This is a genomic window from Dactylosporangium salmoneum, from assembly GCF_039532525.1.
Lineage (GTDB): Bacteria > Actinomycetota > Actinomycetes > Mycobacteriales > Micromonosporaceae > Dactylosporangium > Dactylosporangium salmoneum.
The window spans coordinates 17,678-36,208 of the sequence record NZ_BAAARV010000081.1 but is presented as its reverse complement, the minus strand read 5'-3'; the positions used below and the strand labels follow the sequence as shown (position 1 = coordinate 36,208).

Here is an 18,531-nt window from a genome sequence, read left to right as displayed (position 1 = left end):
ATGGTGTACCACGATGGCGCTGTATGAGCGGCTGCGCGACGCCCTGCGCGACCCCGACCCCGCGGTCCGGCTCGACGCGGCGCGGCGGGCCGGGGAGGCCGGGGATCACCGGCTGGTCGATGCGCTGCTGCGGGCGGCGCTGACCGACGGGGCCGAGGTGCGGGTGGCCGGGGGGCTCGGGGAGACCTTCGAGCACGCCGGGGACGCGGCCGCGGTGGCGCTCGGGGAGATCCTGGCCCGGCGGGGCGGCATCGACGAGCGGGTCGCCGGGGAGGTGACGGACCCGGCGCACGACGACGACCGGGTGGCGACGCTGCTGTACTACCTCGGCCCCCGCTACGAGCCGCTGCGCCAGCGTCTCGAGGCCCATCCCGACCCCCGGGTGCGGCTGCGGGCGGCCCGGGCCGTGCTGTCCATACACCGCACGGCGGCGTACGCGGCGAAGCTGCTGGCTGACCCCTCGCCGCTGCTGCGGCTGGAGGGGCTGCAGGTGCCGGCGGGCGTGCGCGACGACGACGTCTGCCTGCGGCTCATGGCCGGGGATCCGGCGCCGGAGGTACGGGCCGGGGCCGCCCTGCTGCTGCGGTTCGCCGCGATCGGGGTCGAGCCGTTCGTGGCCGCGGTGCGAAGCGAGCGTGATCCGGGGGTGCGGGCGGCGCTGCTGGCCTGCCTGGCGCACCGGCGGCGGGACCCGGAGGCGGTCCGGGCCATGGTCGGGCTGCTCGGCGACGCCGCCACCGCGGTGCGCAAGGCCGCGGCGGAGGCCCTGCGCGACGCCGGCGAGCCGGGCGTCGCCGGGCCGGCGATCGGGCTGCGGGTGCTGGCCGAGCCCGACGAGGGCGTGCTGGCGGTGCTGCTGCGGTACCGGCCGCTGCTGCAGGAGGCGCCGCAGCTGCGCCCGGTCATCGAGCGGCTGCACCGGTACGCCAACTTCGACGGCGACCGGCACGCGCTGGGCGCGCTGCTGTCGGTGCCCCAGCGGGCCGCCGGCGCCGCCCGGGCCGGCGGCGACGCCTTCCTGCGCGAGGTGGCCCGGCAGGCCGCGGACGCCGCCCCGACGCCCCAGCCGGGCATGGCCGAGATGGCGGACGCGGTCGCCGCCCACGACGCCGAGCGGGCGATGACGGCCGGGGAGATGGTCGCCTACCAGGTGGCGCTGGAGGACCCGGCCCACGAGTACCCCGACCCGGTCCGCGGGCCGACGACCGCGGCCCGGCGGGCGCTGCTGCTCACCCGGGCCGCGCACGCCCTCGCGGCGCGGCTGCTGGCGGCCGGCGTGCAGCCGCCGGTGGCGGCGCCGATCGTGCGGCTGCTGCTGCCCGGCGAGGACCCGGTCGAGGCGCTGCGCTCGGTGCTCGGCGTCGAGGAGTGCCGGCGGGCCCGCAACGTGACCTGGCTGCGGCTGCTCATGCGCCCCGCGGACGAGACCTGGTACCTCGAGCAGCTGCGCGCCGCCAGCCCGCAGGACCCGCCGTCGGAGATCGACGTGGCCGACTGGCACCTGGAGCTCGCGGTCGCGGCCGCCGAGGGCCGCCGCACCAGGTAGTCACAGCCGGGCGGCGAGCTTGCGCAGGTGGGCCTCGACCTGCGCCGGATCGTAGCCGCGGGCCACGACGAGCAGGTCCGGCCGCTCCAGCGCGGCCCGGGCCTCGGCCCGCGCGGACGGGTCGTCGCCGAGCAGCGCGTCGGCGGCCTGGCGCAGCAGGCGGTCGATCCGGCCGCGCTCGTAGCCGCGCAGCACGACCTCGAACCCGGGACCCTCGCCGCGGCGCGCGATGCGGTCGTCGAGGCGGCTCCCGCCGTACCGCTGCAGGGCCTCGACGATCTGCTCCCGGGACTGCTTGACCTCGTCGAGCTTGAGCACTACCCGCTCGCCGGGCTCCAGCACGAGGTGGGGGCCGGAGGTGGCCGGCGGGGCCGGCTCGTCGAGCACGACCCGCTCGATCCCGGCCCAGGCGACGAGGGTGCCGTCGCGCAGCGTCACGCCGTCGGGGCCGATGGCGAAGCGGAACGGCCGCAGCTCGTCGCGGGCGAGGACGGCGCCCAGGCCGAGGGCCAGGACGCCGCCCGCGACGAAGATGACCGCGCCGAGGGAGGCGCGGGCGCCCCACGCGCAGAGCAGGGCGACGACGCCGAAGGCCATGACGAGGAGGGCGAGCCCGAGGGACCGCCGCCGGCGCTGCAGCTCCATACGTCGTCACCTTAGCGGGGCCTACTCGGTGCGCAGGGCCCGGGCGGTGCCGGTGCGGGCCGCCCAGCCGGCCGGCAGCAGGGCGCCGGCCAGGGCGATGGCCAGGCCGCCGAGGGCGAGCGCGGCCAGCAGCGGCGGGTGGTACACGTGCAGGATGTGCGCCGGGAAACGGGTGCCGGCGGCGTGGCCCATCCGGGGCAGGATCCAGTCGTGCACGGCGATCCCGGCCGGCACCCCGACCAGGCCGGCCAGCAGGCCGATCCCGGCGACCGAGGTGAGCACCATGGCGACGGTCTGGCGCGGAGCCATGCCGAGGGCCTTGAACACGCCGAGCTCGTGGACCCGCTCGCGGGTGTCCAGCACGACGGTGTTGAGCACGCCGAGCCCGGCGACGGCGACGAGCAGCAGGGTGAGCGTGCCGGCCAGGGTGTCCATGGCCACCACGGTCCCGCTGATCTCGCCGACGTTGACGTCGGCCTCGCCGCCCTGGTCCTGCACGACCTTGCTCAGGGCGGCGGCGTAGGCGGCGAGGTCGGTGCCGTCGGCCACGTCGATGTGGTAGGCGCCCTCGCCCCGGCCGGAGTCCAGCCGCAGGCCGGCGACGGAGCCGGCGTCGGTGACGATCCGCTGGCCGTTGGAGCTCAGGTCCATGACCTCGCCGACGATGCGGACGGTGGCGGTGCGGCCGGCGTTGGTGATCGTCACGGTGTCGCCGATCTTCGTGCCGGCCCGGTCGAGGAAGGCGGTGGGGACGACGGCCTCGCCGGGGCCGGCGAACCAGCGGCCCGCGATGACCTCGTACGTGCCCCAGCTCGCGTCGCCGGTGAAGGTGACGACCTCGGTCGTGCCGGTGAGGTTGGCGACGGTGGCGTCGAACTCGTTGCTCTGGAAGTACCGCACGGTCCCGGCCTGCGCCTTGATCGCCGCCTCGACCGCGGCCGCGTCCCAGTTGCCGGGCGGGCCGGAGTACACGATGACGTCCCCGGCGTCGCGGCGGTTCAGCGCGGTCTGCACGCCGCCGACGGACAGCGCCAGGCCGGCGCCGAAGGTGACGCCGAGCGCGCCGAGGGCGACCGCCGCGGCGATGGTGGCCGAGCGGCCGGGGCGGCTGAACGGGGTGCCCAGGCCGAGGCTCACCGGCCGGGGCAGCGGCAGCCGGCCGAGCAGCTGCCGGGCCCGCCGGCCGCGGCCGAGCGACGGGGTGCGGCCCACGGCGAGGGCGTCGATGGTGCGCAGCCGCCCGGCCCGCAGCGCCGGCCCGAACGCGGTGGCGGCGACGATGGCGAGGACCGCCAGCGGTACCGCCGCGGAAACCCACCAGTCCAGGTGGACCGTCCCGGTGCCGAAGGCGTCGCCCTCCTCCTTCAGCACCGGCAGCGCCGCAAGGTTGCCCAGCGGAATGCCGAGCACCGCCCCGACGGCCGCCGGGACGAGGGCCTGCCGCACGTAGATCCGCACGACCTGGGCCGGGGTGTGGCCGAGGGCCTTGAGGATGCCGATGCGGCGGGTGGCGGAGCTGACCGAGCCGCTCACCACGATGCCGATGATGAGCACCGACATGGCCAGCCCGAGCACGCCGAACGCGACGACGAACGGGGCGAAGGTGCCCGCCACCTTCTCCGCGTCGGCCTTGACGCTCAGGTAGGAGGCTGCGCCCTGCAGGGCGTCCGGGGGCACGGCGGCGGCGATGGCGGCCCGGTCGGCGTTGATCGCGGCATCGGTGCCGGCGTCGGCGAACCGGTAGAGCATCTGCAGCCCGGTCGGGTGCAGCGCCGCCACGGTGTCCGGCAGCGCCCAGGCCTGGGCGGTCCGGCCGATCGAGCGGGCCGTCCCGACGATCTTCATCCGGGTGGCGCCGAAGTCGAGCTCGTCGCCGACGTCGATCGGCGACCCGTCCGCCGCCCACACGATCTCGTTCGGGCCGGTCGGCCAGCGCCCGGCGACGACCTCGAGCGCGTCCACGCCGCCGGTGCCGAGGTCCGGGCGGCCGACCACGGTGGTGGGCGGCAGGTCGATCCCGGGCGGCAGGCCGAGGCCCTGCCCGTGGGTGGCGGTGCGCGGGCGGACGGTCACGGTCGCGAACGGCCCGGCGGTCGCGGTGACCCCGGTGGCGTGCGCGGTCGCGGCCAGTTGCGTGGCGCTCACCTTCGCGGCGTCGAACTGGGCGGCGAGGTGGGCGCCGCGCTGGCGGTCGAAGGCCCGGGCGAACGGGGCCGAGGAGGCGACGAGCAGCCCGACGGCCAGGACGGACGCGGTGACCGTGAGCAGTGTGGTGAGGGCGACGACGACCCGCTTCACGCCGGCACCCCGCTCCCGGCGAGGCGGCCGTCGACGAGGTAGATGGTCCGGGTCGCGCACGCCTCGGCCAGGGCCAGGTCGTGGGTCACCAGCAGCAGGGTCTGCCCGTCGCGGTTGAGCTCGGTGAGCAGCTTGCGCACCTCCTCGCCGGAGGCGGTGTCCAGGGCGCCGGTGGGCTCGTCGGCCAGCAGCAGCGGCGGCCGGTTCATCAGCGCCCGGGCCACCGCGACCCGCTGCCGCTCCCCGCCGGACAGCCGCCCCGGGAAGGCCTTCGCGTGTTTCGCGACGCCGAGGTGCTCCAGCAGCTCGTTCGCCCGCCGCAGCGCCTTGGCCCGGTGCGTGCCGGCCAGCTGGGCGGGCATCAGCACGTTGTCGAGCACGGTCAGGTCGTCGAGCAGGTTGAAGAACTGGAAGACCATGCCGATGCGGCGGCGGCGGTACTGCGCGGACGCCGCCTCCCCCAGCCGGTCCACCCGCACCCCGTCGACGGTCACCGTGCCGCTCGTCGGCCGGTCCAGCCCGGCCACCAGGTTGAGCAGCGTGGACTTGCCGCTGCCGGAGGGGCCGAGCACGGCCAGGGCCTCCCCGGCCTCGACCCGCAGGGTCAGCCCGTCCAGGGCGGCGGTCCCGCCCTCGTAACGCTTCGTCACGTCTTCGAACTCGATCAGCATGCGGCGACGCTAGGCCCGCACACGCTGCGTGGTCGTCGCCCACGCTGCGGGTTTCCGGCGGACCCGTCATCACTGCGATGTACATACCGGTCGGGACGCGCGGGCGCCGGGCCGTCGGCCAGACTGGGCGGATGGAGGTGCGTGCCGCGATCGCGCGCGGCCGGCGGGCCGCGCTGGCCTGGCTGCGGGTGAAGTCGCCGGCCCCGCCGCCGGTGACGGCGTGGGCGTGGGCGGCCGACATCATCCTGGCCGTGCTGCTGGCCGTCGGCGCGGTCAACGGCGCCACGGAGCCCTACGCCGGGGCCGACGAGAAGATGCCCGTGCGCATCCACGTCGTGCCGCACGCGGTTGAGGCGCCGGGCGCGCCCGACGCGCCCGGCGGCGTCTTCGTGCCGCCGCCCGGCGACGATGACCAGCCGGCCGGGTGGCTGCTGGTGGTGGCCGCCCTGACCGCGCTGCCCCTGGCCGCGCGCCGCCGCTACCCGCTGGCTTCGTTCCTGGTCATCGCGGTGTGCGCGTTCCGGGTGTACCGCATGGACGCCGATCCGACCTGGACGGTGGTGGGGTCGGTGATCGCCGCGTACAGCGCGCCGATGTACAGCCGCTACCGCAACCTGGCGCTGGCCTGCGTGGTCGTGGCCGGCGCGCTCGTGCTCGGCTCCAACAGCGACATCCTGCCGAGCCTGCCGTCGGGCCTGGCGATGTTCGTCGCCCTGTCGGCGGTCGGGCTGGGCGCCAACGCCATGCACGCGTGGCGGCAGCGGGCCGCCACGCTCGAGCGTGAGCAGGCGGCGGCGACCCGGCTGGCGGTCGACCGGGAGCGGGCCCGGCTGGCCCGGGAGCTGCACGACGTGGTCACCCACAACGTGAGCGTGATGGTGGTGCAGGCCGGCGCGGCCCGCAAGGTGATGGACACGGCGCCTGAGCTGGCCCGGGAGGCCCTGCTGTCGGTGGAGGCCGGCGGGCGGGCCGCGATGACCGAGCTGCGGCAGGTGATCGGGCTGCTCACGGTCGACGCGGACGGCACCGACCTGGCCCCGCAGCCGGGCCTGGACCAGATCCCGGCCCTGGCCGGGCGGGTCCGGGAGACCGGGGTGCCGGTCACGCTGAGCGTCGAGACCCCGGAGGTCTCCCCCGGCGTCGGGCTGGCCGCCTACCGGGTGGTGCAGGAGGCGCTCACCAACGCGGTGAAGCACGCCGCCGGGGCCTCGGTGCACGTCGGGGTGGCGGCGGCGGGCGGGGTGCTGCGGGTCGAGGTCGTCGACGACGGCGGCGAGGTGTCACCGGGCGCGAAGGGCAGCGGGCGCGGGCTCGCCGGGCTGCGGGAGCGGCTGGCGGTGTACGGTGGCACGCTCACCGCCGGGCCCCGGCCCACCGGCGGGTTCCGGGTGGTGGCCGAGATTCCCTTGCAGGAGGAGGGCGGTTGAGCGAGCGGCTGCGGGTGGTGATCGCCGACGACCAGGCGCTGGTGCGCACCGGGTTCCGGATGATCCTCACCGCCGACGGGATCGAGGTGGTCGCCGAGGCCGCCAACGGGCTCGAGGCGGTGGACGCGGTCCGGCGCACCCTGCCCGACGTGGTGCTCATGGACGTGCGGATGCCGGAGATGGACGGGCTGGAGGCGACCCGCCGCATCCTGTCCCCGGCCGCCGCCGACCCGCCGCGGGTGGTCATCCTGACGACGTTCGACCTCGACCGGTACGTCTACGCCGCCCTCTCCGCCGGGGCGAGCGGCTTCCTGCTCAAGGACGTGAGCCCCGAGCAGCTGGTGGCGGCCGTGCGGCTGGTCCGGGCCGGGGACGCGCTGCTGGCCCCGGCGATCACCCGGCGGCTCATCGAGCGGTACGCGATCCGCGACGAGCGCGCCGCCGCCCTGCACCGGGACCTGTCCACGCTCACGCCGCGGGAGCTCGAGGTGCTGGCGCTGCTGGCCCGCGGGCTGTCCAACGCCGAGCTGGCCGAGCGCCTGCACCTCAGCGACGCGACGGTGAAGACGCACGTGGCCCGGATCCTGTCGAAGCTGCGGCTGCGGGACCGGGCCCAGGCGATCGTGGTCGCCTACGAGACCGGGCTGGTGACTCCGGGCTCGGCGGGCGGCTGAGGCCTCAGCGGGCGGACAGCTCCACGTAGTCGAGGTCGCCGGCGTAGTAGTCGCAGCCCACGCGCACCTGGTCGCAGGCGGTCTTGCCGCCGATCGACAGCGGCCACGAGTTGGCGATGTAGCCGGTGCGCCCGGCCCGCCGCGCCTCCGTCGTGCCGTCCACGGTCAGCACCACGCCGGGCGAGCCGCCGGACTCGACGCGCTCGCAGCGCACGGTGTGCCAGGCGCCGTCGTTGAGCCGGGTGCGCGAGGAGACGATGATCGACCCGCGGTCGCCGCGGAAGAGGCACTGCACGATGCCGTTGGGGATCTGCAGCTTGAAGTTGCCGCCGTCGACGGTGGCCTGGCCCTTCTGCACGATGTTGCCGAAGTGGTACTGCGTGCGCAGCCGGATCGTCACCGCGTAGTCCCGGCCGCCGGGGTTGAGGTCGCTCGCGCTCGGCACGGTCGCCAGGTGCCGCGGGTGCGTCGGCGGGGTGTCCGGGTCGAGGCGGGTGAACCGGTAGCCGGTCGCGCCGCCGCCGGAGACGCCGGTGACCACCTCGCTGCCGATGGTGCCGTTGAGCCCGTGCCCGGAGCCGTCGACCATCGTGCGCGCCGCCGGCCCCTCGTTCATGTCGTAGCGGGCGATGAGGTGCCCGCCGCCGATCTCGGCCGTGGCACCGGCCCCGGTGGCGGTGCCCGCGAGGGTCGCGGCGGTGGTGAGGAGTACGGCGGCCATGTGCCGCGACCGTGTGCGCATGCCAGTCATCCTAAATGCCCGGATCTTGCGTAAATGTGGACTTTCGCGCAGATGCCGAACCGTTATTTCACCGGACCTCCTGGCATGATTCGGACATGGATGCGTCTGCTCACCGGGTCACGCTGGACCGCGGCGAGGTCTCCCTCTCCTGCCTCGTCGCAGGTGCCGGCGGCGGCCGGGTGGTACTGCTGCACGGCCTGGCCGGCGACGCCGGGGAGCTGCACCCGACCGCCGAGGCGCTGGCCCGCGGCCACCGGGTGGCGGTGCCGGACCAGCGGGGCCACGGCCGCAGCACACGGCGCCCGGCCGACGTGTCCCGCCGCGCGTACGCCGCCGACGCCGCCGCCGTGATCGAGCGGCTCTGCGACGGCCGCCCGGCCGTGCTGGTCGGGCAGTCGATGGGCGGGCACACGGCGATGCTGACGGCGGCGTGGTACCCCCACCTCGTCCGCGGCCTGGTGATGCTGGAGGCCGGCGTCGGCGGGACGGCGCCCGGCGACGAGGACTACCCGGCCCGGCTCGGCGCGTGGTTCGCGGGCTGGCCGGTGCCCTTCGCCGACCGGGCGGCGGCGGTGCGGTACCTCGGCGCGAACCCTCTGGCCGAGGCCTGGGCGGACGCAATGGAGGCGGGCGAGGACGGCCTGCGCCCGCGCTTCGACGCCGACGTCATGCGGGCCGCGATCGAGCCGGTGGCGGCGCGGGCCCGCTGGGAGGAGTGGGCCTGCGTGACCGCCCCGACGCTGCTGGTCCGCGGCGAGCACGGCAAGATCCCGGCGGCCGAGGACGAGCGGATGCGCGCCGAGCGGCCGGACGCCGGATACGCCGTCATCCCGGGCGCCGGCCACGACGCCCACCTCGACGCCCCGCAGGCCTGGCTGGCCGTCCTGCGCGACTTTTTGGACTCGATCGACTGACCGCGATGTGCTATCAACATCGCCGTGTCGATGAATCACGGGGATGACCACGAGGACGAGCCGCCGGCGCCGCGGCCGTCCAACCGAATCCTGATCGTGTCGTGCGCCGTCGCCGCGGCGATCCTGGCCGCCGCGGCGATCTTCATCGTGCTGGACCGCCGCGGGACCGGCGGGAGCGAGGCGGAGCCGGCCGCGGCCGGCACGCCGAGCCCGAAGCCGCCACCGGGAAGGCCGTCGGGCGACGACATCGTGCTGCCGTCGGGCCCCGTGACCGTCGTGCTGGACGGCGAGACCGTCACGCTGCAGCCCGGCCAGATCGGCGCGTTGTCGCTGCCGGTGTCCCTCACCGACTGGGCCGCCCGGCTCCCCCGGCCCGTCACGCTGGCGACCGCGGGCGGCGCCCGCCACGGCGAGGTGCGCCTCGACAAGGCGCTCGCCGTGGTCGAGGTGACGATGGACCACGGCGATGCGATGTTCAAGGTGGACTGCCAGGTCCGTGGCGACGACGACGGCAGGCTGCCGCAGTCGGCGCTGGACTTCCTCAAGGCCTGCACGACCGCCACGCTCACCACGGGCGAGCCGATCGAGGCGCCCACCGCGAACTGGCTCGCCGGCCGCCTCCACCCGGTCGCCGACCGGCAGCCGGTGGTGAGCTGGAACTGCGGCTGGCTGCAGGCCCGGCTGATCCTGGACCGCAGCACCGCCGACCTGGAGCTGCAGGCGGCGTCCCCCGGCCCTCCCGGCGACTGCCAGGAGGTCCGCTGGTGAGCCGCCTATCGGCGCTGGACGTCGTCGAGGCCTGCGGGGTGGCCGCCATCCCGGCCGGCGACCCCGTCGCCGACGTGACCCGGGCCCGGCTCGACGGCTACCTCCTGCCGGTCGAGAAGCCGCTGCCGCAAGTGCGCTGGGACCGCGCCACCGACTTCCCCCAGTACTCCGTATGACGGCACTCGCCGCGCCGCTGCGTGCCTGGGTCGAGTCCGCCGCCGGGTCGCGGGTCGCCGGGGTGCGCGCGCTCACCGGCGGGTACAGCAACGACAACGCGGTCCTCACGTTCGCCGGCGGCGGCGAGCTCGTGCTCCGCCGCTACCTGCGGACCAACGCCTGCGCGGTCGAGGCGGCCCTGGCCGCCCGCCTGGCCGGGGTCGTGCCGGTGCCCGAGGTGGTGGCGGCCGACCCGACCGGCGAGGCGGCCGGCGAGCCCGCGATGCTGTCCGCGCTGGCGCCGGGCCACCCGGCCGGCGAGGTCCTCGACGGGCTCGCCGGGCCGGAGGCGGCCGAGCTGGGCGGGGCGATCGGCGAGGCGCTGGCCGCCGCCGGCACGGTGACCTTCGCCGCGCCCGGGTTCTTCGGCGACGGCACGCTGACCCCCGGGCCGGAGGGCGCCGAGCCGGCCGCCGGCCTCGGCGCCTGGGTGGCCCGCTGCCTCGCGCACGGCAACGCCGAGGGCCACCTCACCGGCCACGAGCGCCGCGAGCTGCAGCGGATGGCCGACGAGGCCACGCCGCAGCTCGCGGTGCTGCACGGCTCGCGACGGCTCGTGCACGGCGACTTCAACCCGAAGAACCTCCTGGCCGAGCGCCGCGGCGGCCGCTGGCGGGTCGCCGCGGTGCTCGACTGGGAGTTCGCGTTCAGCGGCGCCCCGCTCTTCGACGTGGGCAACATGCTGCGCGACCCGCGGCCGGCCGGGTTCGAGGAGGCGTTCCTGGCCGGGTTCCGCGCCGGCGGCGGGGAGCTGCCGCCGCGGTGGCGCCGGCTGGCCGGGGCGCTGGACCTGTACTCCCTCGCCGATCTGCTGACCCGGCCGGCCGGGCACCGCTACTTCGCGAGGGCGATCGAGCGGATCCGGGCCAGGGTGTCCAGCTGAGCCGGGTCGTCGGCGTAGCAGTACAGGACGACCTCGTCGGCGCCGAGCGCCCGGTAGGCCTCGATCGCCCCGGCGATCTGCTCCGGATCGCTCAGCGGCGCGCCCCAGCCGGGCCGCCCGGTGAACGCGTAGTAGTCCGCGACGGCCCGCCGGGCCCGCTCGACCGTCGCGGCCGGCCCGGCGGCCACGTTGACCTGGCAGACGAGCCGCGGCCTGCCGGACCGCCCGGCCGCGTCCCACTCCTGCCGCACGGTGTCGAGCAGCCCGCCCGCCCACTGCGGCGGCGCGGCGCAGATGAAGCCGTCGCCGTGGCGGGCCACCCGGCGCAGCGCGGCCGGGGCGAACCCGCCGAGCAGGACGGCCGGGCCGGTGGGCGTCAGCGGGCGGGGGCCGATGTTCGTGCCGCGGTACGCCCCGCCGCCCCAGATCCGGCGCAGCGCGACGATCTGCTCGTCGAGCGCGCGGCCCCGCCCGCCGGTCGGGGTGCCGGCGGCGGCGTGGTCGTCGTCGCGCCCGCCGATGCCGAGCCCGAGCACGAACCGCCCGCCGGCCATCCGGTCGAGCGTGGCGGCCTGCTTGGCCAGCAGGGCGGTGCTGCGCAGCGGCCCGAGCAGCACCTCGGTCTGCAGCCGGATGCGCCGGGTCGCGCCGGCCAGGACGGCGAGCGCCGCGAGGGGCTCGGGGTTGTCGTAGGCGAGCCGGTCGAGCAGCGCGAGGGTGGCGAAGCCGTGCGCCTCGGCGGCGCGGGCCCAGTCGGTCAGCCGCTCGGGCGCGCTGATGGGCAGGCCGATGCCGATGTCCATGGGTGGTTCCTCCGTGAGGTGGGCAGCAAAAACTGAGCCGCCCCCTCCTCCCCGCGCCTCGGCGAGGTCCCCGGCCCATCTGCGACGTGGTTCTCGGCCCGGGAATTCGGATTTCCCCGGCACTATAGCCGCTCGGGCCGCGGGGCCTACAGCAGCGGGGTCGCGGGGTCCGCCTCGGTGATCGCGGGGTGCCGGCCGGGGTCGTAGCGGGTCAGGCCGACGGCCCACCAGAACTCGCCGCGCGGGATGCCGGCCTGCTTGAACCGGCCGTCGGCGTAGAGCACCGCCCAGCCGTCGGCCCAGGGGCGTACCGTCGCCAGGGAAACGCCGTCCGCGGCCCGCCAGACGCGCAGGGTGCGGTCCGCGCCGGCCGTGGCCACGTGCCGCCCGTCGGGCGACCAGGTCACCGACCAGACCGGGCCGAGGTGGCCCTCCAGGGTGTGCAGCGGTGTGCCGTCGGACGACCACAGGCGGGCGGTGCGGTCCTCGCTCCCGGTGGCCAGGAGGCGCCCGTCCGGGGACCAGGCCACCGACCGCACGCCCTCGGCGTGGCCGTCGAGCGTGATCCGCGACTTGCCGTCGGAGGCGGTCCAGATCCGGGCCGTGCGGTCGGCGCTGGCGGTGGCCAGCAGCCCGCCGTCGGGCGACCAGGCGACGGCGGCGACCCGGCCGGTGTGCCCGAAGAGGTCACCGAGCTGCTCGCCGTCGGTAGTGCGCCAGACGCGGACGGTGTTGTCGGTGCTGGCGCTGGCGAGCCGGTGCTGGTCGGGCGACCACGCCACGTCCCAGATCCGGCCGAGGTGCCCGGTCAGGACCCGCAGCGGGGGGCCGCCGGCCTGCCACAGGCGCACGGTGCGGTCGACGCCGCCGGTGGCCAGGTACCGGCCGTCGGGCGACCACGCGACCGCCCACACGGCGCCGGTGTGGCCGGTCAGCACGGCGAGGGGGCGGCCGGCGTCGGCCTGCCACACGCGCACGGTGCGGTCCTCGCCGGCCGTGGCCAGGAACCTTCCGTCGGGCGACCAGCCGGCCCCGCGGACCGGGCCGTCGTGACCGACGAGCGGCGGGCGCGGGCTGCCGTCCGGGGCGTGCCACACGTACGCGGCGCCGTCGGCCCCGGCGGCGGCGAGGTGCGTCCCGTCGGGCGACCAGGCCGCCGTCCACAGCCCGCCAGCGGGCGCGGTGAGCACGCCGCGGGCCGCGCCGTCGGCGATGCCCCACAGGCGCACGGTGCGGTCGGCGCCGGCGGTGGCCACGGTGTGCCCGTCGGGCGCCCACGCCAGGGCGCGGACCTCGCCGGTGTGGCCGTTGAAGGTGTACTGCGGGCGCCCGTCGACGGCCAGCCACAGCCGGGCGCTGTGATCGGCGCTCGCGGTGGCGATGAAGTGGCCGGTGGGCGACCACGACACCGAGGCGATGCCGCCGGTGTGGCCCAGGATGGCGCCGAGCGGGCGGCCGTCGGCGGCGCGCCACAGCCGGACGCTGCGGTCGGCGCCGCCGGTCGCGAGCATCCCGCCGTCCGGGGACCAGGCCACGGACCAGACCGCGCCGGCGTGGCCGGTGATGGTGCCGACGGGGGCGCCGCCGGCCTGCCAGACCCGTGCGGTGCCGTCGGTGCCGGCGGTGGCGAGGAGGTGCCCGTCCGGGGACCACGCGACGTCGCGGACCCAGTCCTTGTGGCCGCTCAGGGTGTGCTCGTGGGTGCCGTCGGCGCGCCACAGCCGTACCGTGTGGTCCTCGCCGGCGGTGGCCAGCCGCAGGCCGTCCGGGGACCAGGCGATGCGGCGGACCCGGTCGTCGTGGCCCTCGAGGACGTGCAGCGTCGCGGCGTCGGCCACGCGCCACAGCCGTACGATGTTGTCCTCGGCCGCGCTCGCCACCAGGTCGCCGCGCGGGGACCAGGCGACCGCGGTGACGGGTCGCGCGTGCCCTCGCAGGGTGCGCACGTGGGTGCCGTCGGCGCGCCAGATCTGCACGCCGGCCTCGGCGGCGACCGCCAGCAGCGTGCCGCTGGGATCGAACGTCACGTCCGTGCCGGGCGGGGCAGAGAACTCCAGCACCGGCGCGCCGGGGTCGGCCGCGGCCTCCGTCACGGCGACTTCGGCCGGAGCCGCCTCGCCCGCGGCAGCCCGGATCGGGGCGGCCACGGCCGGGGCGGGCTCGCTCGGGGCGGCTTGAATCGGCGCGGCTCGGATCAGGGCGGCCTGGATCGGCGCGGCTTGGATCAGGGCGGGCTCGATCGGCGCGGCTTGGATCAGGGCGGGCTCGATCGGCGGGGCTGGAAGCGGTGGCAATTCGGCGATCGGCGCCATCACCGGCGCTGGCGTCGCGAGCTGTGGACCCTGCCCGACTTGCGGGACGGCACCGACCCGAGGCGCCTGCGGGGCGGCCGGGAGCGCGAGCAGGCTCCCCTCCGCCACGACCAGCTCCGGCATGTCGACGACCGTCGGGCTGATCCGCAGCGTCCGGTGCAGCAGCGTGGCGGCCAGGGGAATCCGCGACGACCCGCCCACCAGGAACACGCCGTCGATGCGCTCCGGCCCCACGCCGGCCTCGCGCAGCACCTTGACGGTCAGCGCCACGGTCCGGTCCAGGTGCGGCCGCGCCGCCTTCTCGAACTCCTCCCGGGTGAGGTGCAGGACGGCGTCGACCAGCGGCACGTACAGCTCCGCCGTGGAGTGCCGGGTCAGCTGCTCCTTCGCCGCCCGCGCCCCGCTCCACAGCGTCTGCCGGGCCTGCCGGTCGGCGACGGTCTGCGGCCAGTCGAGGACGCCCCACACCCCGGCCGCCGTCGCGGTCAGCCCCTGCACGTGCGCCACCACGGCCGCGTCGAGGTCGAGCCCGCCGACGTCGTTGAGCCCGTCGGACGCGACCACCTCGAGCCCGTCGCCGGTCCGGCGCACCACGCTGACGTCGAACGTCCCGGCGCCGAGGTCGAACACCACGACGTGCCGCCCGGGCGCGACCTGGCGTTCGAGGGTGGTGACGAAGTACGCCGCCGCCGCGACCGGCTCGGGCACCGTGCCCGCCACCTCGAGCCCGGCCCGCCCGGCCGCCGCGAGCAGCACCGCGAGCCGCGACCGCCCCCACGCCGCCGGGTGGGTGAGCACGACCGACCGCGGCGCCTCCCCGGCCACCCGCCGGGCCTCGGCCGCGACCCGCCCGAGGATGGCCGCGAGGACCTCGGCGACCTCGTACTCCTGCTCCCCCAGCCAGATCGTCCCGTCGTCGATGCGCCGCTTCGGGTTGGCCTCGAGCCCCTCCGGGTACGCCGTCGCCGCCAGCTCCGCGTCCCGCCCGGTCCGCAGCCCCGTGCCGGCCCCCGCGAACACCGCGGAGGACAGCAGCGGCGAGGCGTCGAACAGCAGCGTCCGCGCGGGCCCCTGCGGCCCGGCCAGCACGGCGACGGTCGTCGACGTGCCCAGGTCGATCCCGAGCCGATACGTCACCGGGACACCCTACGGTCGCCGCCGCGCCCCGGGCCTCCCCCGAGCATCCAGGTGCGTTCATCCCCGGGGCCGGCAGTGCGTCACCGGCCGGGGCGGCGCGGGTGGCGGACCCGGAGGCCGGGCCCGCCACCGTGCGCGCTACTTGAGGTGCGGCTTGACCTGCGAGGTGTAGATGCCCTCGAGGGTGGACTTGAGCTTGGTCATCTCGGCCTGGACGTCGCCGTTCTTGGTCAGGATGGTGGCGCAGGCGTTGGCCATCTCCTGGTCGGCGCCCGGCAGGAACACCCGGGCCCAGTCCTGGTTGCGGGTCACGGACAGCTGGTCGATCGCGACCTTGGCCTGCGGGGTCTTGGCGATGATCGCCGAGGCGTCGGCCGACTTGCGCACCGGCATGTACCCGGTCGCCTGCGCGAACTTCAGCGTGTTCTCGGGCGAGGTCAGGAACTTGATGAAGGTGGCCGCGGCGACCTGGTTCTCCGGCTTGATCTTCTTCGGGATGCCGACGCCGGCGCCGCCCGTGGGGCAGACCGGGGAGGTCGACTTCGGGCCGCCCGGCAGGAAGCCGGCGCCGACGTCGAACTTGGCGACCTTGAGGATGCCGACCAGGCTGCCCGTCGAGCCGATGGTCGCGCTGACCGCGCCGGCGGAGAGGTCCTGGGTGGAGTCCTTGCCGGCCACGCCCGACCACTTGCCCTTGTACACGGCGTCGGCGAGGAACTGCAGGCCGGCCACCGCCTCGGGCTTGTCGCAGGTGACGTCGAAGCTCTCCTTGGCCGACCAGCCGCCGCCCTGGCCCCACAGGTTGTTCTGGAAGCTCCAGCCCGCGTAGCCCGCGAGCGCCGGCAGCTGGAACGCGTGCTGCAGGCCGGCGTTGGCCGACTGCAGCTTCGGCGCCCACTCGGCGAACTCGTCCCAGGTCGTCGGGGCCCGGTCGGGCAGGCCGGCGGCCGCCCAGTGCGCCTTGTTCCAGTAGAACAGCGGGGTGGAGCGGGCCCACGGCACGGCCCAGGTCGAGTTGTTGTACTTGTAGTCGGTCAGCAGCTGCTCGCGGTAGTCGCTGGTGTCCCAGTTGAGGGCCTTGAACAGCCCGTCGAGCGGGATGATCGAGTCCTGCAGGAAGTAGCGGAACCACCACACGTCCGACAGCACGACGAGGTCGGGCAGCGTGCCGCCGGCCTGCGCGGCCTGGAACTTCTGCGCGATGTCCTCGTACGTCGAGCCGGCCGACACCAGCTGGACCTTGATGTCCGACTGGCTCTGGTGGAACGCGTCGATGATCTCCTGGGTCACCTGCTGCGACGACCCGGGGTTGGACGACCAGAAGGTGATGTTGCTCGCCGGCTTGACGCCGGTGAAGTCGAGCTCGGGCTTGGCGGACGAGGCGGGCTCGTTCGACGTCGAGGGGCCGCCGCCGCACGCGGCCAGGGCGGCGGCGGACAGGCCGCCGGCGGCGAGGCCGAGGAACCGGCGCCGGTTGAACTCGGCGGGCTGGGAAAAGGACACGTTGAACCTCCAGGTCGATCGGCTGATCACCCCTTGACGGCACCCTGCGTCAAGCCGGTGACGATGTAGCGCTGCAGCGCGGCGAACACCACGAGCACGGGCAGCAGAACCATGACGGTGCCGGCCATGACGATGCCGTAGGAGGCGGCCGAGCTCTCGCTGTTCTGCAGCAAGGTCAGGCCGACCGGCAGCGTCATCATGTCCGGGTTCGAGACGATCACCAGCGGCCAGAGGTAGTCGTTCCACTCGAACACGATGTTGACCAGCGCGACGGTGGCGATGCTGGGCGCGGCCATCGGCACGACCATGCGCCACAGCCGCCGCCAGTGCCCGGCCCCGTCGGTCTCGGCCGCCTCGAGCACGTCGGCGGGCAGGGTCAGGAACGCCTGGCGCAGCAGGAAGGTGCCGAAGCCGCTGCCCAGCCCGGGCAGGATGATGCCCCAGTAGGTGTCCTGCCCGCCGAGGCTGCTGATGAAGGTGAAGTTGGGCACGACGCTGACCTGCGGCGGCACCATCAGCGTCGCGAGCACCGCCCAGAACACGAAGCGCTTGCCCGGGAAGCGCACGAACACCAGCGCGTACGCGGTGACGATGGCCAGCAGCACCTTGAGCCCGGCCCCGACGACGGTGACGACCGCCGAGTTGAGGAACAGCCGGCCGAACGGCACGACCTCGGCCGCCGTGCTGTAGTTCTGCGGGTGCCACGGGTCGGGCAGGATGACGAGCTTCTGGGTGATGACGTCGCCCGGCGTCTTGAACGACGACAGCACCAGGTACGCCAGCGGCAGGATCACCACGAGGATGGCCAGCACGATCGGCACGTAGCCGGTGGCCAGCGCGGCGACCAGGTTGCGCCGCGAGAGCGGCCGACTGTCCACAGTGCTCATCCGCGCGCTCACCGGTAGTGCACCCGCCGCTCGAGGACGATCAGCTGTACCAGGGTCAGCACGACCAGCAGCACGAACAGCACCGTGGAGAGCATCGCCGAGTAGCCGGCCTGGTTGTAGCCGCCGAACGCCCGCAGGTAGGCGTCGTAGATGAGGGTCGTGGTGCCGCGGCCGAGCGGCGTCATCGCCCGGATCAGGTCGAAGGCCTGCAGCGAGTTGAGCAGGCTCGTGACCATGAGGAAGAACGTGGTCGGCGACAGCAGCGGGAACACGACCTTGAAGAACTTGCGCAACGCCCCGGCCCCGTCGATCGCGGCGGCCTCGAGCACGTCGCTGGAGATCGACTGCAGCCCCGCCAGGTAGATCACGGCGGCGTAGCCGAGGTTCTTCCAGACGTACACCAGGACGACCATGACGAGGCTGAGCGTCTCGTCGTTGAACCACTGGGGGCTGTCGAGGCCGAAGCCGCGCAGGACCGCGCCGAGCGCCCCGACCGTGGGGTCGAAGATGTACTGCCAGGCCAGCCCGACGCCGACGCCGGAGAGCACGAACGGCGAGAAGACCGTCGCCTGGGCCAGCCCGGCGCCGCGCACCTTCCGGTTGAGCCCCAGCGCCACCAGCAGTCCCAGCCCCATGGACAGCACGACCGTGGCCACGGTGAACAGGGCGGTGGTGAGGAAGACGTCGCCGGCCTGCGACGAGGAGAAGAACTGGACGTAGTTGTCGAAGCCGACCGCCCGCGCCGTGTCCGACCCCAGCGTCCAGTCCAGCGTGGAGTAGTACACGTTGAGGATCAGGGGCCGGTAGGTGAACGCCACGATCAGTGCGAGGTTGGGCGCGGCCAGCGCCACGAACACCAATGCCTCGCGCCAGCCGCGCCTGCGCCGGGCCCGTCGCACCCTGGCGCGGTCGTCTGCGGCGACGGGTTCAGGCGGCGACGGCTCGGCCGTGGTCCTGAGCCCAGCAGTCATGATCGGCAGCTAACGCGGAACAGCTGTACGGACCGCAAGCGCTCGGTGAACGCCTTGCATCGACCTATTTAAGGCATATGGAAGTACCGACCCGATTTGGGTTACCACGGGCGGTACAGCTGGGACGCCGCCGG

Annotated in this window: 16 protein-coding genes; 7 read left to right on the top strand and 9 right to left on the bottom strand. The window is 75.4% G+C overall.

Annotated elements, in window-relative coordinates:
- Positions 1–13: 13 nt before the first annotated feature.
- Positions 14–1,546: a HEAT repeat domain-containing protein gene (locus ABD352_RS40940; RefSeq protein ID WP_344617975.1), complete on the top strand. Its 1,533-nt coding sequence runs from the start codon at positions 14–16 to the stop codon at positions 1,544–1,546.
- Here ABD352_RS40940 and ABD352_RS40935 read toward each other — a convergent pair whose 3' ends face one another.
- From ABD352_RS40935 to ABD352_RS40925, 3 genes are read right to left on the bottom strand one after another with little or no spacing between them, the layout of a single operon-like run.
- On the bottom strand, positions 1,547–2,191 hold the full coding sequence (locus ABD352_RS40935) for a hypothetical protein (protein ID WP_344617974.1): 645 nt from the start codon (positions 2,189–2,191) through the stop codon (positions 1,547–1,549).
- 21 nt (positions 2,192–2,212) lie between these two features.
- Positions 2,213–4,489, bottom strand: a complete 2,277-nt coding sequence (locus ABD352_RS40930) for an ABC transporter permease (protein ID WP_344617973.1) — start codon at positions 4,487–4,489, stop codon at positions 2,213–2,215.
- Positions 4,486–5,160 carry an ABC transporter ATP-binding protein gene (locus ABD352_RS40925; protein WP_344617972.1) on the bottom strand — a complete coding sequence of 225 codons (675 nt, stop codon included), beginning with the start codon at positions 5,158–5,160 and terminating at the stop codon, positions 4,486–4,488. Before ABD352_RS40925 ends, ABD352_RS40930 begins: the two co-directional genes overlap by 4 nt.
- Positions 5,161–5,291: 131 nt before the next feature.
- Between ABD352_RS40925 and ABD352_RS40920 the strand changes: the two genes are divergently transcribed.
- Together ABD352_RS40920 and ABD352_RS40915 are read left to right on the top strand one after the other, a co-directional pair.
- Entirely contained in the window at positions 5,292–6,587 is a 1,296-nt protein-coding gene (locus tag ABD352_RS40920) for a sensor histidine kinase (RefSeq protein ID WP_344617971.1), read from the top strand.
- On the top strand, positions 6,584–7,261 hold the full coding sequence (locus tag ABD352_RS40915; RefSeq protein ID WP_344617970.1) for a response regulator: 678 nt from the start codon (positions 6,584–6,586) through the stop codon (positions 7,259–7,261). The genes ABD352_RS40920 and ABD352_RS40915 overlap by 4 nt, the downstream gene beginning before the upstream one ends.
- A 4-nt stretch (positions 7,262–7,265) precedes the next feature.
- Here the strand turns inward: ABD352_RS40915 and ABD352_RS40910 are convergent, their stop codons facing one another.
- On the bottom strand, positions 7,266–8,003 hold the full coding sequence (locus ABD352_RS40910) for a laminin G domain-containing protein (protein WP_344617969.1): 738 nt from the start codon (positions 8,001–8,003) through the stop codon (positions 7,266–7,268).
- A gap of 95 nt (positions 8,004–8,098) precedes the next feature.
- Here ABD352_RS40910 and ABD352_RS40905 point away from each other — a divergent pair, with 95 nt between their 5' ends.
- The 4 genes from ABD352_RS40905 to ABD352_RS40890 are packed head-to-tail and all read left to right on the top strand — an operon-like array spanning position 8,099 to position 10,784.
- Positions 8,099–8,917, top strand: a complete 819-nt coding sequence (locus tag ABD352_RS40905; RefSeq protein ID WP_344617968.1) for an alpha/beta hydrolase — start codon at positions 8,099–8,101, stop codon at positions 8,915–8,917.
- A gap of 30 nt (positions 8,918–8,947) precedes the next feature.
- Positions 8,948–9,685, top strand: a complete 738-nt coding sequence (locus ABD352_RS40900; RefSeq protein ID WP_344617967.1) for a hypothetical protein — start codon at positions 8,948–8,950, stop codon at positions 9,683–9,685.
- The gene (locus tag ABD352_RS40895; RefSeq protein WP_344617966.1) at positions 9,682–9,861 is read left to right on the top strand and encodes a hypothetical protein; all 180 of its coding nucleotides are present in this window, start codon (positions 9,682–9,684) and stop codon (positions 9,859–9,861) included. The genes ABD352_RS40900 and ABD352_RS40895 overlap by 4 nt, the downstream gene beginning before the upstream one ends.
- Positions 9,858–10,784 carry a phosphotransferase family protein gene (locus tag ABD352_RS40890; protein ID WP_344617965.1) on the top strand — a complete coding sequence of 309 codons (927 nt, stop codon included), beginning with the start codon at positions 9,858–9,860 and terminating at the stop codon, positions 10,782–10,784. The genes ABD352_RS40895 and ABD352_RS40890 overlap by 4 nt, the downstream gene beginning before the upstream one ends.
- Here the strand turns inward: ABD352_RS40890 and ABD352_RS40885 are convergent.
- From ABD352_RS40885 to ABD352_RS40865, 5 genes are all read right to left on the bottom strand, one after another.
- Entirely contained in the window at positions 10,736–11,587 is an 852-nt protein-coding gene (locus tag ABD352_RS40885) for an LLM class flavin-dependent oxidoreductase (RefSeq protein WP_344617964.1), read from the bottom strand. The two genes, ABD352_RS40890 and ABD352_RS40885, sit on opposite strands and share 49 nt — an antisense overlap.
- A 146-nt stretch (positions 11,588–11,733) precedes the next feature.
- On the bottom strand, positions 11,734–15,036 hold the full coding sequence (locus tag ABD352_RS40880) for a WD40 domain-containing protein (RefSeq protein WP_344617963.1): 3,303 nt from the start codon (positions 15,034–15,036) through the stop codon (positions 11,734–11,736).
- Positions 15,037–15,174: 138 nt separating this feature from the next.
- On the bottom strand, positions 15,175–16,539 hold the full coding sequence (locus ABD352_RS40875; protein ID WP_344617962.1) for an ABC transporter substrate-binding protein: 1,365 nt from the start codon (positions 16,537–16,539) through the stop codon (positions 15,175–15,177).
- Between the two features lie 26 nt (positions 16,540–16,565).
- On the bottom strand, positions 16,566–17,426 hold the full coding sequence (locus ABD352_RS40870) for a carbohydrate ABC transporter permease (protein ID WP_344617961.1): 861 nt from the start codon (positions 17,424–17,426) through the stop codon (positions 16,566–16,568).
- A gap of 8 nt (positions 17,427–17,434) precedes the next feature.
- A complete protein-coding gene (locus ABD352_RS40865) occupies positions 17,435–18,397 on the bottom strand; it encodes a carbohydrate ABC transporter permease (RefSeq protein ID WP_344617960.1) in 963 nt (320 codons plus the stop codon).
- Between the last annotated feature and the right edge of the window lie 134 nt (positions 18,398–18,531).

Excerpts from the sequence above, each read along its gene's own strand:
- ABD352_RS40935 (WP_344617974.1), bottom strand. The coding sequence starts at position 2,191 with ATGGAGCTGCAGCGCCGGCGGCGGTCCCTCGGGCTCGCCCTCCTCGTC.
- ABD352_RS40920 (WP_344617971.1), top strand. The coding sequence starts at position 5,292 with ATGGAGGTGCGTGCCGCGATCGCGCGCGGCCGGCGGGCCGCGCTGGCC.
- ABD352_RS40865 (WP_344617960.1), bottom strand. The coding sequence starts at position 18,397 with ATGACTGCTGGGCTCAGGACCACGGCCGAGCCGTCGCCGCCTGAACCC.
- ABD352_RS40910 (WP_344617969.1), bottom strand. The coding sequence starts at position 8,003 with ATGCGCACACGGTCGCGGCACATGGCCGCCGTACTCCTCACCACCGCC.
- ABD352_RS40885 (WP_344617964.1), bottom strand. The coding sequence starts at position 11,587 with ATGGACATCGGCATCGGCCTGCCCATCAGCGCGCCCGAGCGGCTGACC.
- ABD352_RS40890 (WP_344617965.1), top strand. The coding sequence starts at position 9,858 with ATGACGGCACTCGCCGCGCCGCTGCGTGCCTGGGTCGAGTCCGCCGCC.
- ABD352_RS40870 (WP_344617961.1), bottom strand. The coding sequence starts at position 17,426 with ATGAGCACTGTGGACAGTCGGCCGCTCTCGCGGCGCAACCTGGTCGCC.
- ABD352_RS40940 (WP_344617975.1), top strand. The coding sequence starts at position 14 with ATGGCGCTGTATGAGCGGCTGCGCGACGCCCTGCGCGACCCCGACCCC.
- ABD352_RS40925 (WP_344617972.1), bottom strand. The coding sequence starts at position 5,160 with ATGCTGATCGAGTTCGAAGACGTGACGAAGCGTTACGAGGGCGGGACC.
- ABD352_RS40900 (WP_344617967.1), top strand. The coding sequence starts at position 8,948 with ATGAATCACGGGGATGACCACGAGGACGAGCCGCCGGCGCCGCGGCCG.
- ABD352_RS40905 (WP_344617968.1), top strand. The coding sequence starts at position 8,099 with ATGGATGCGTCTGCTCACCGGGTCACGCTGGACCGCGGCGAGGTCTCC.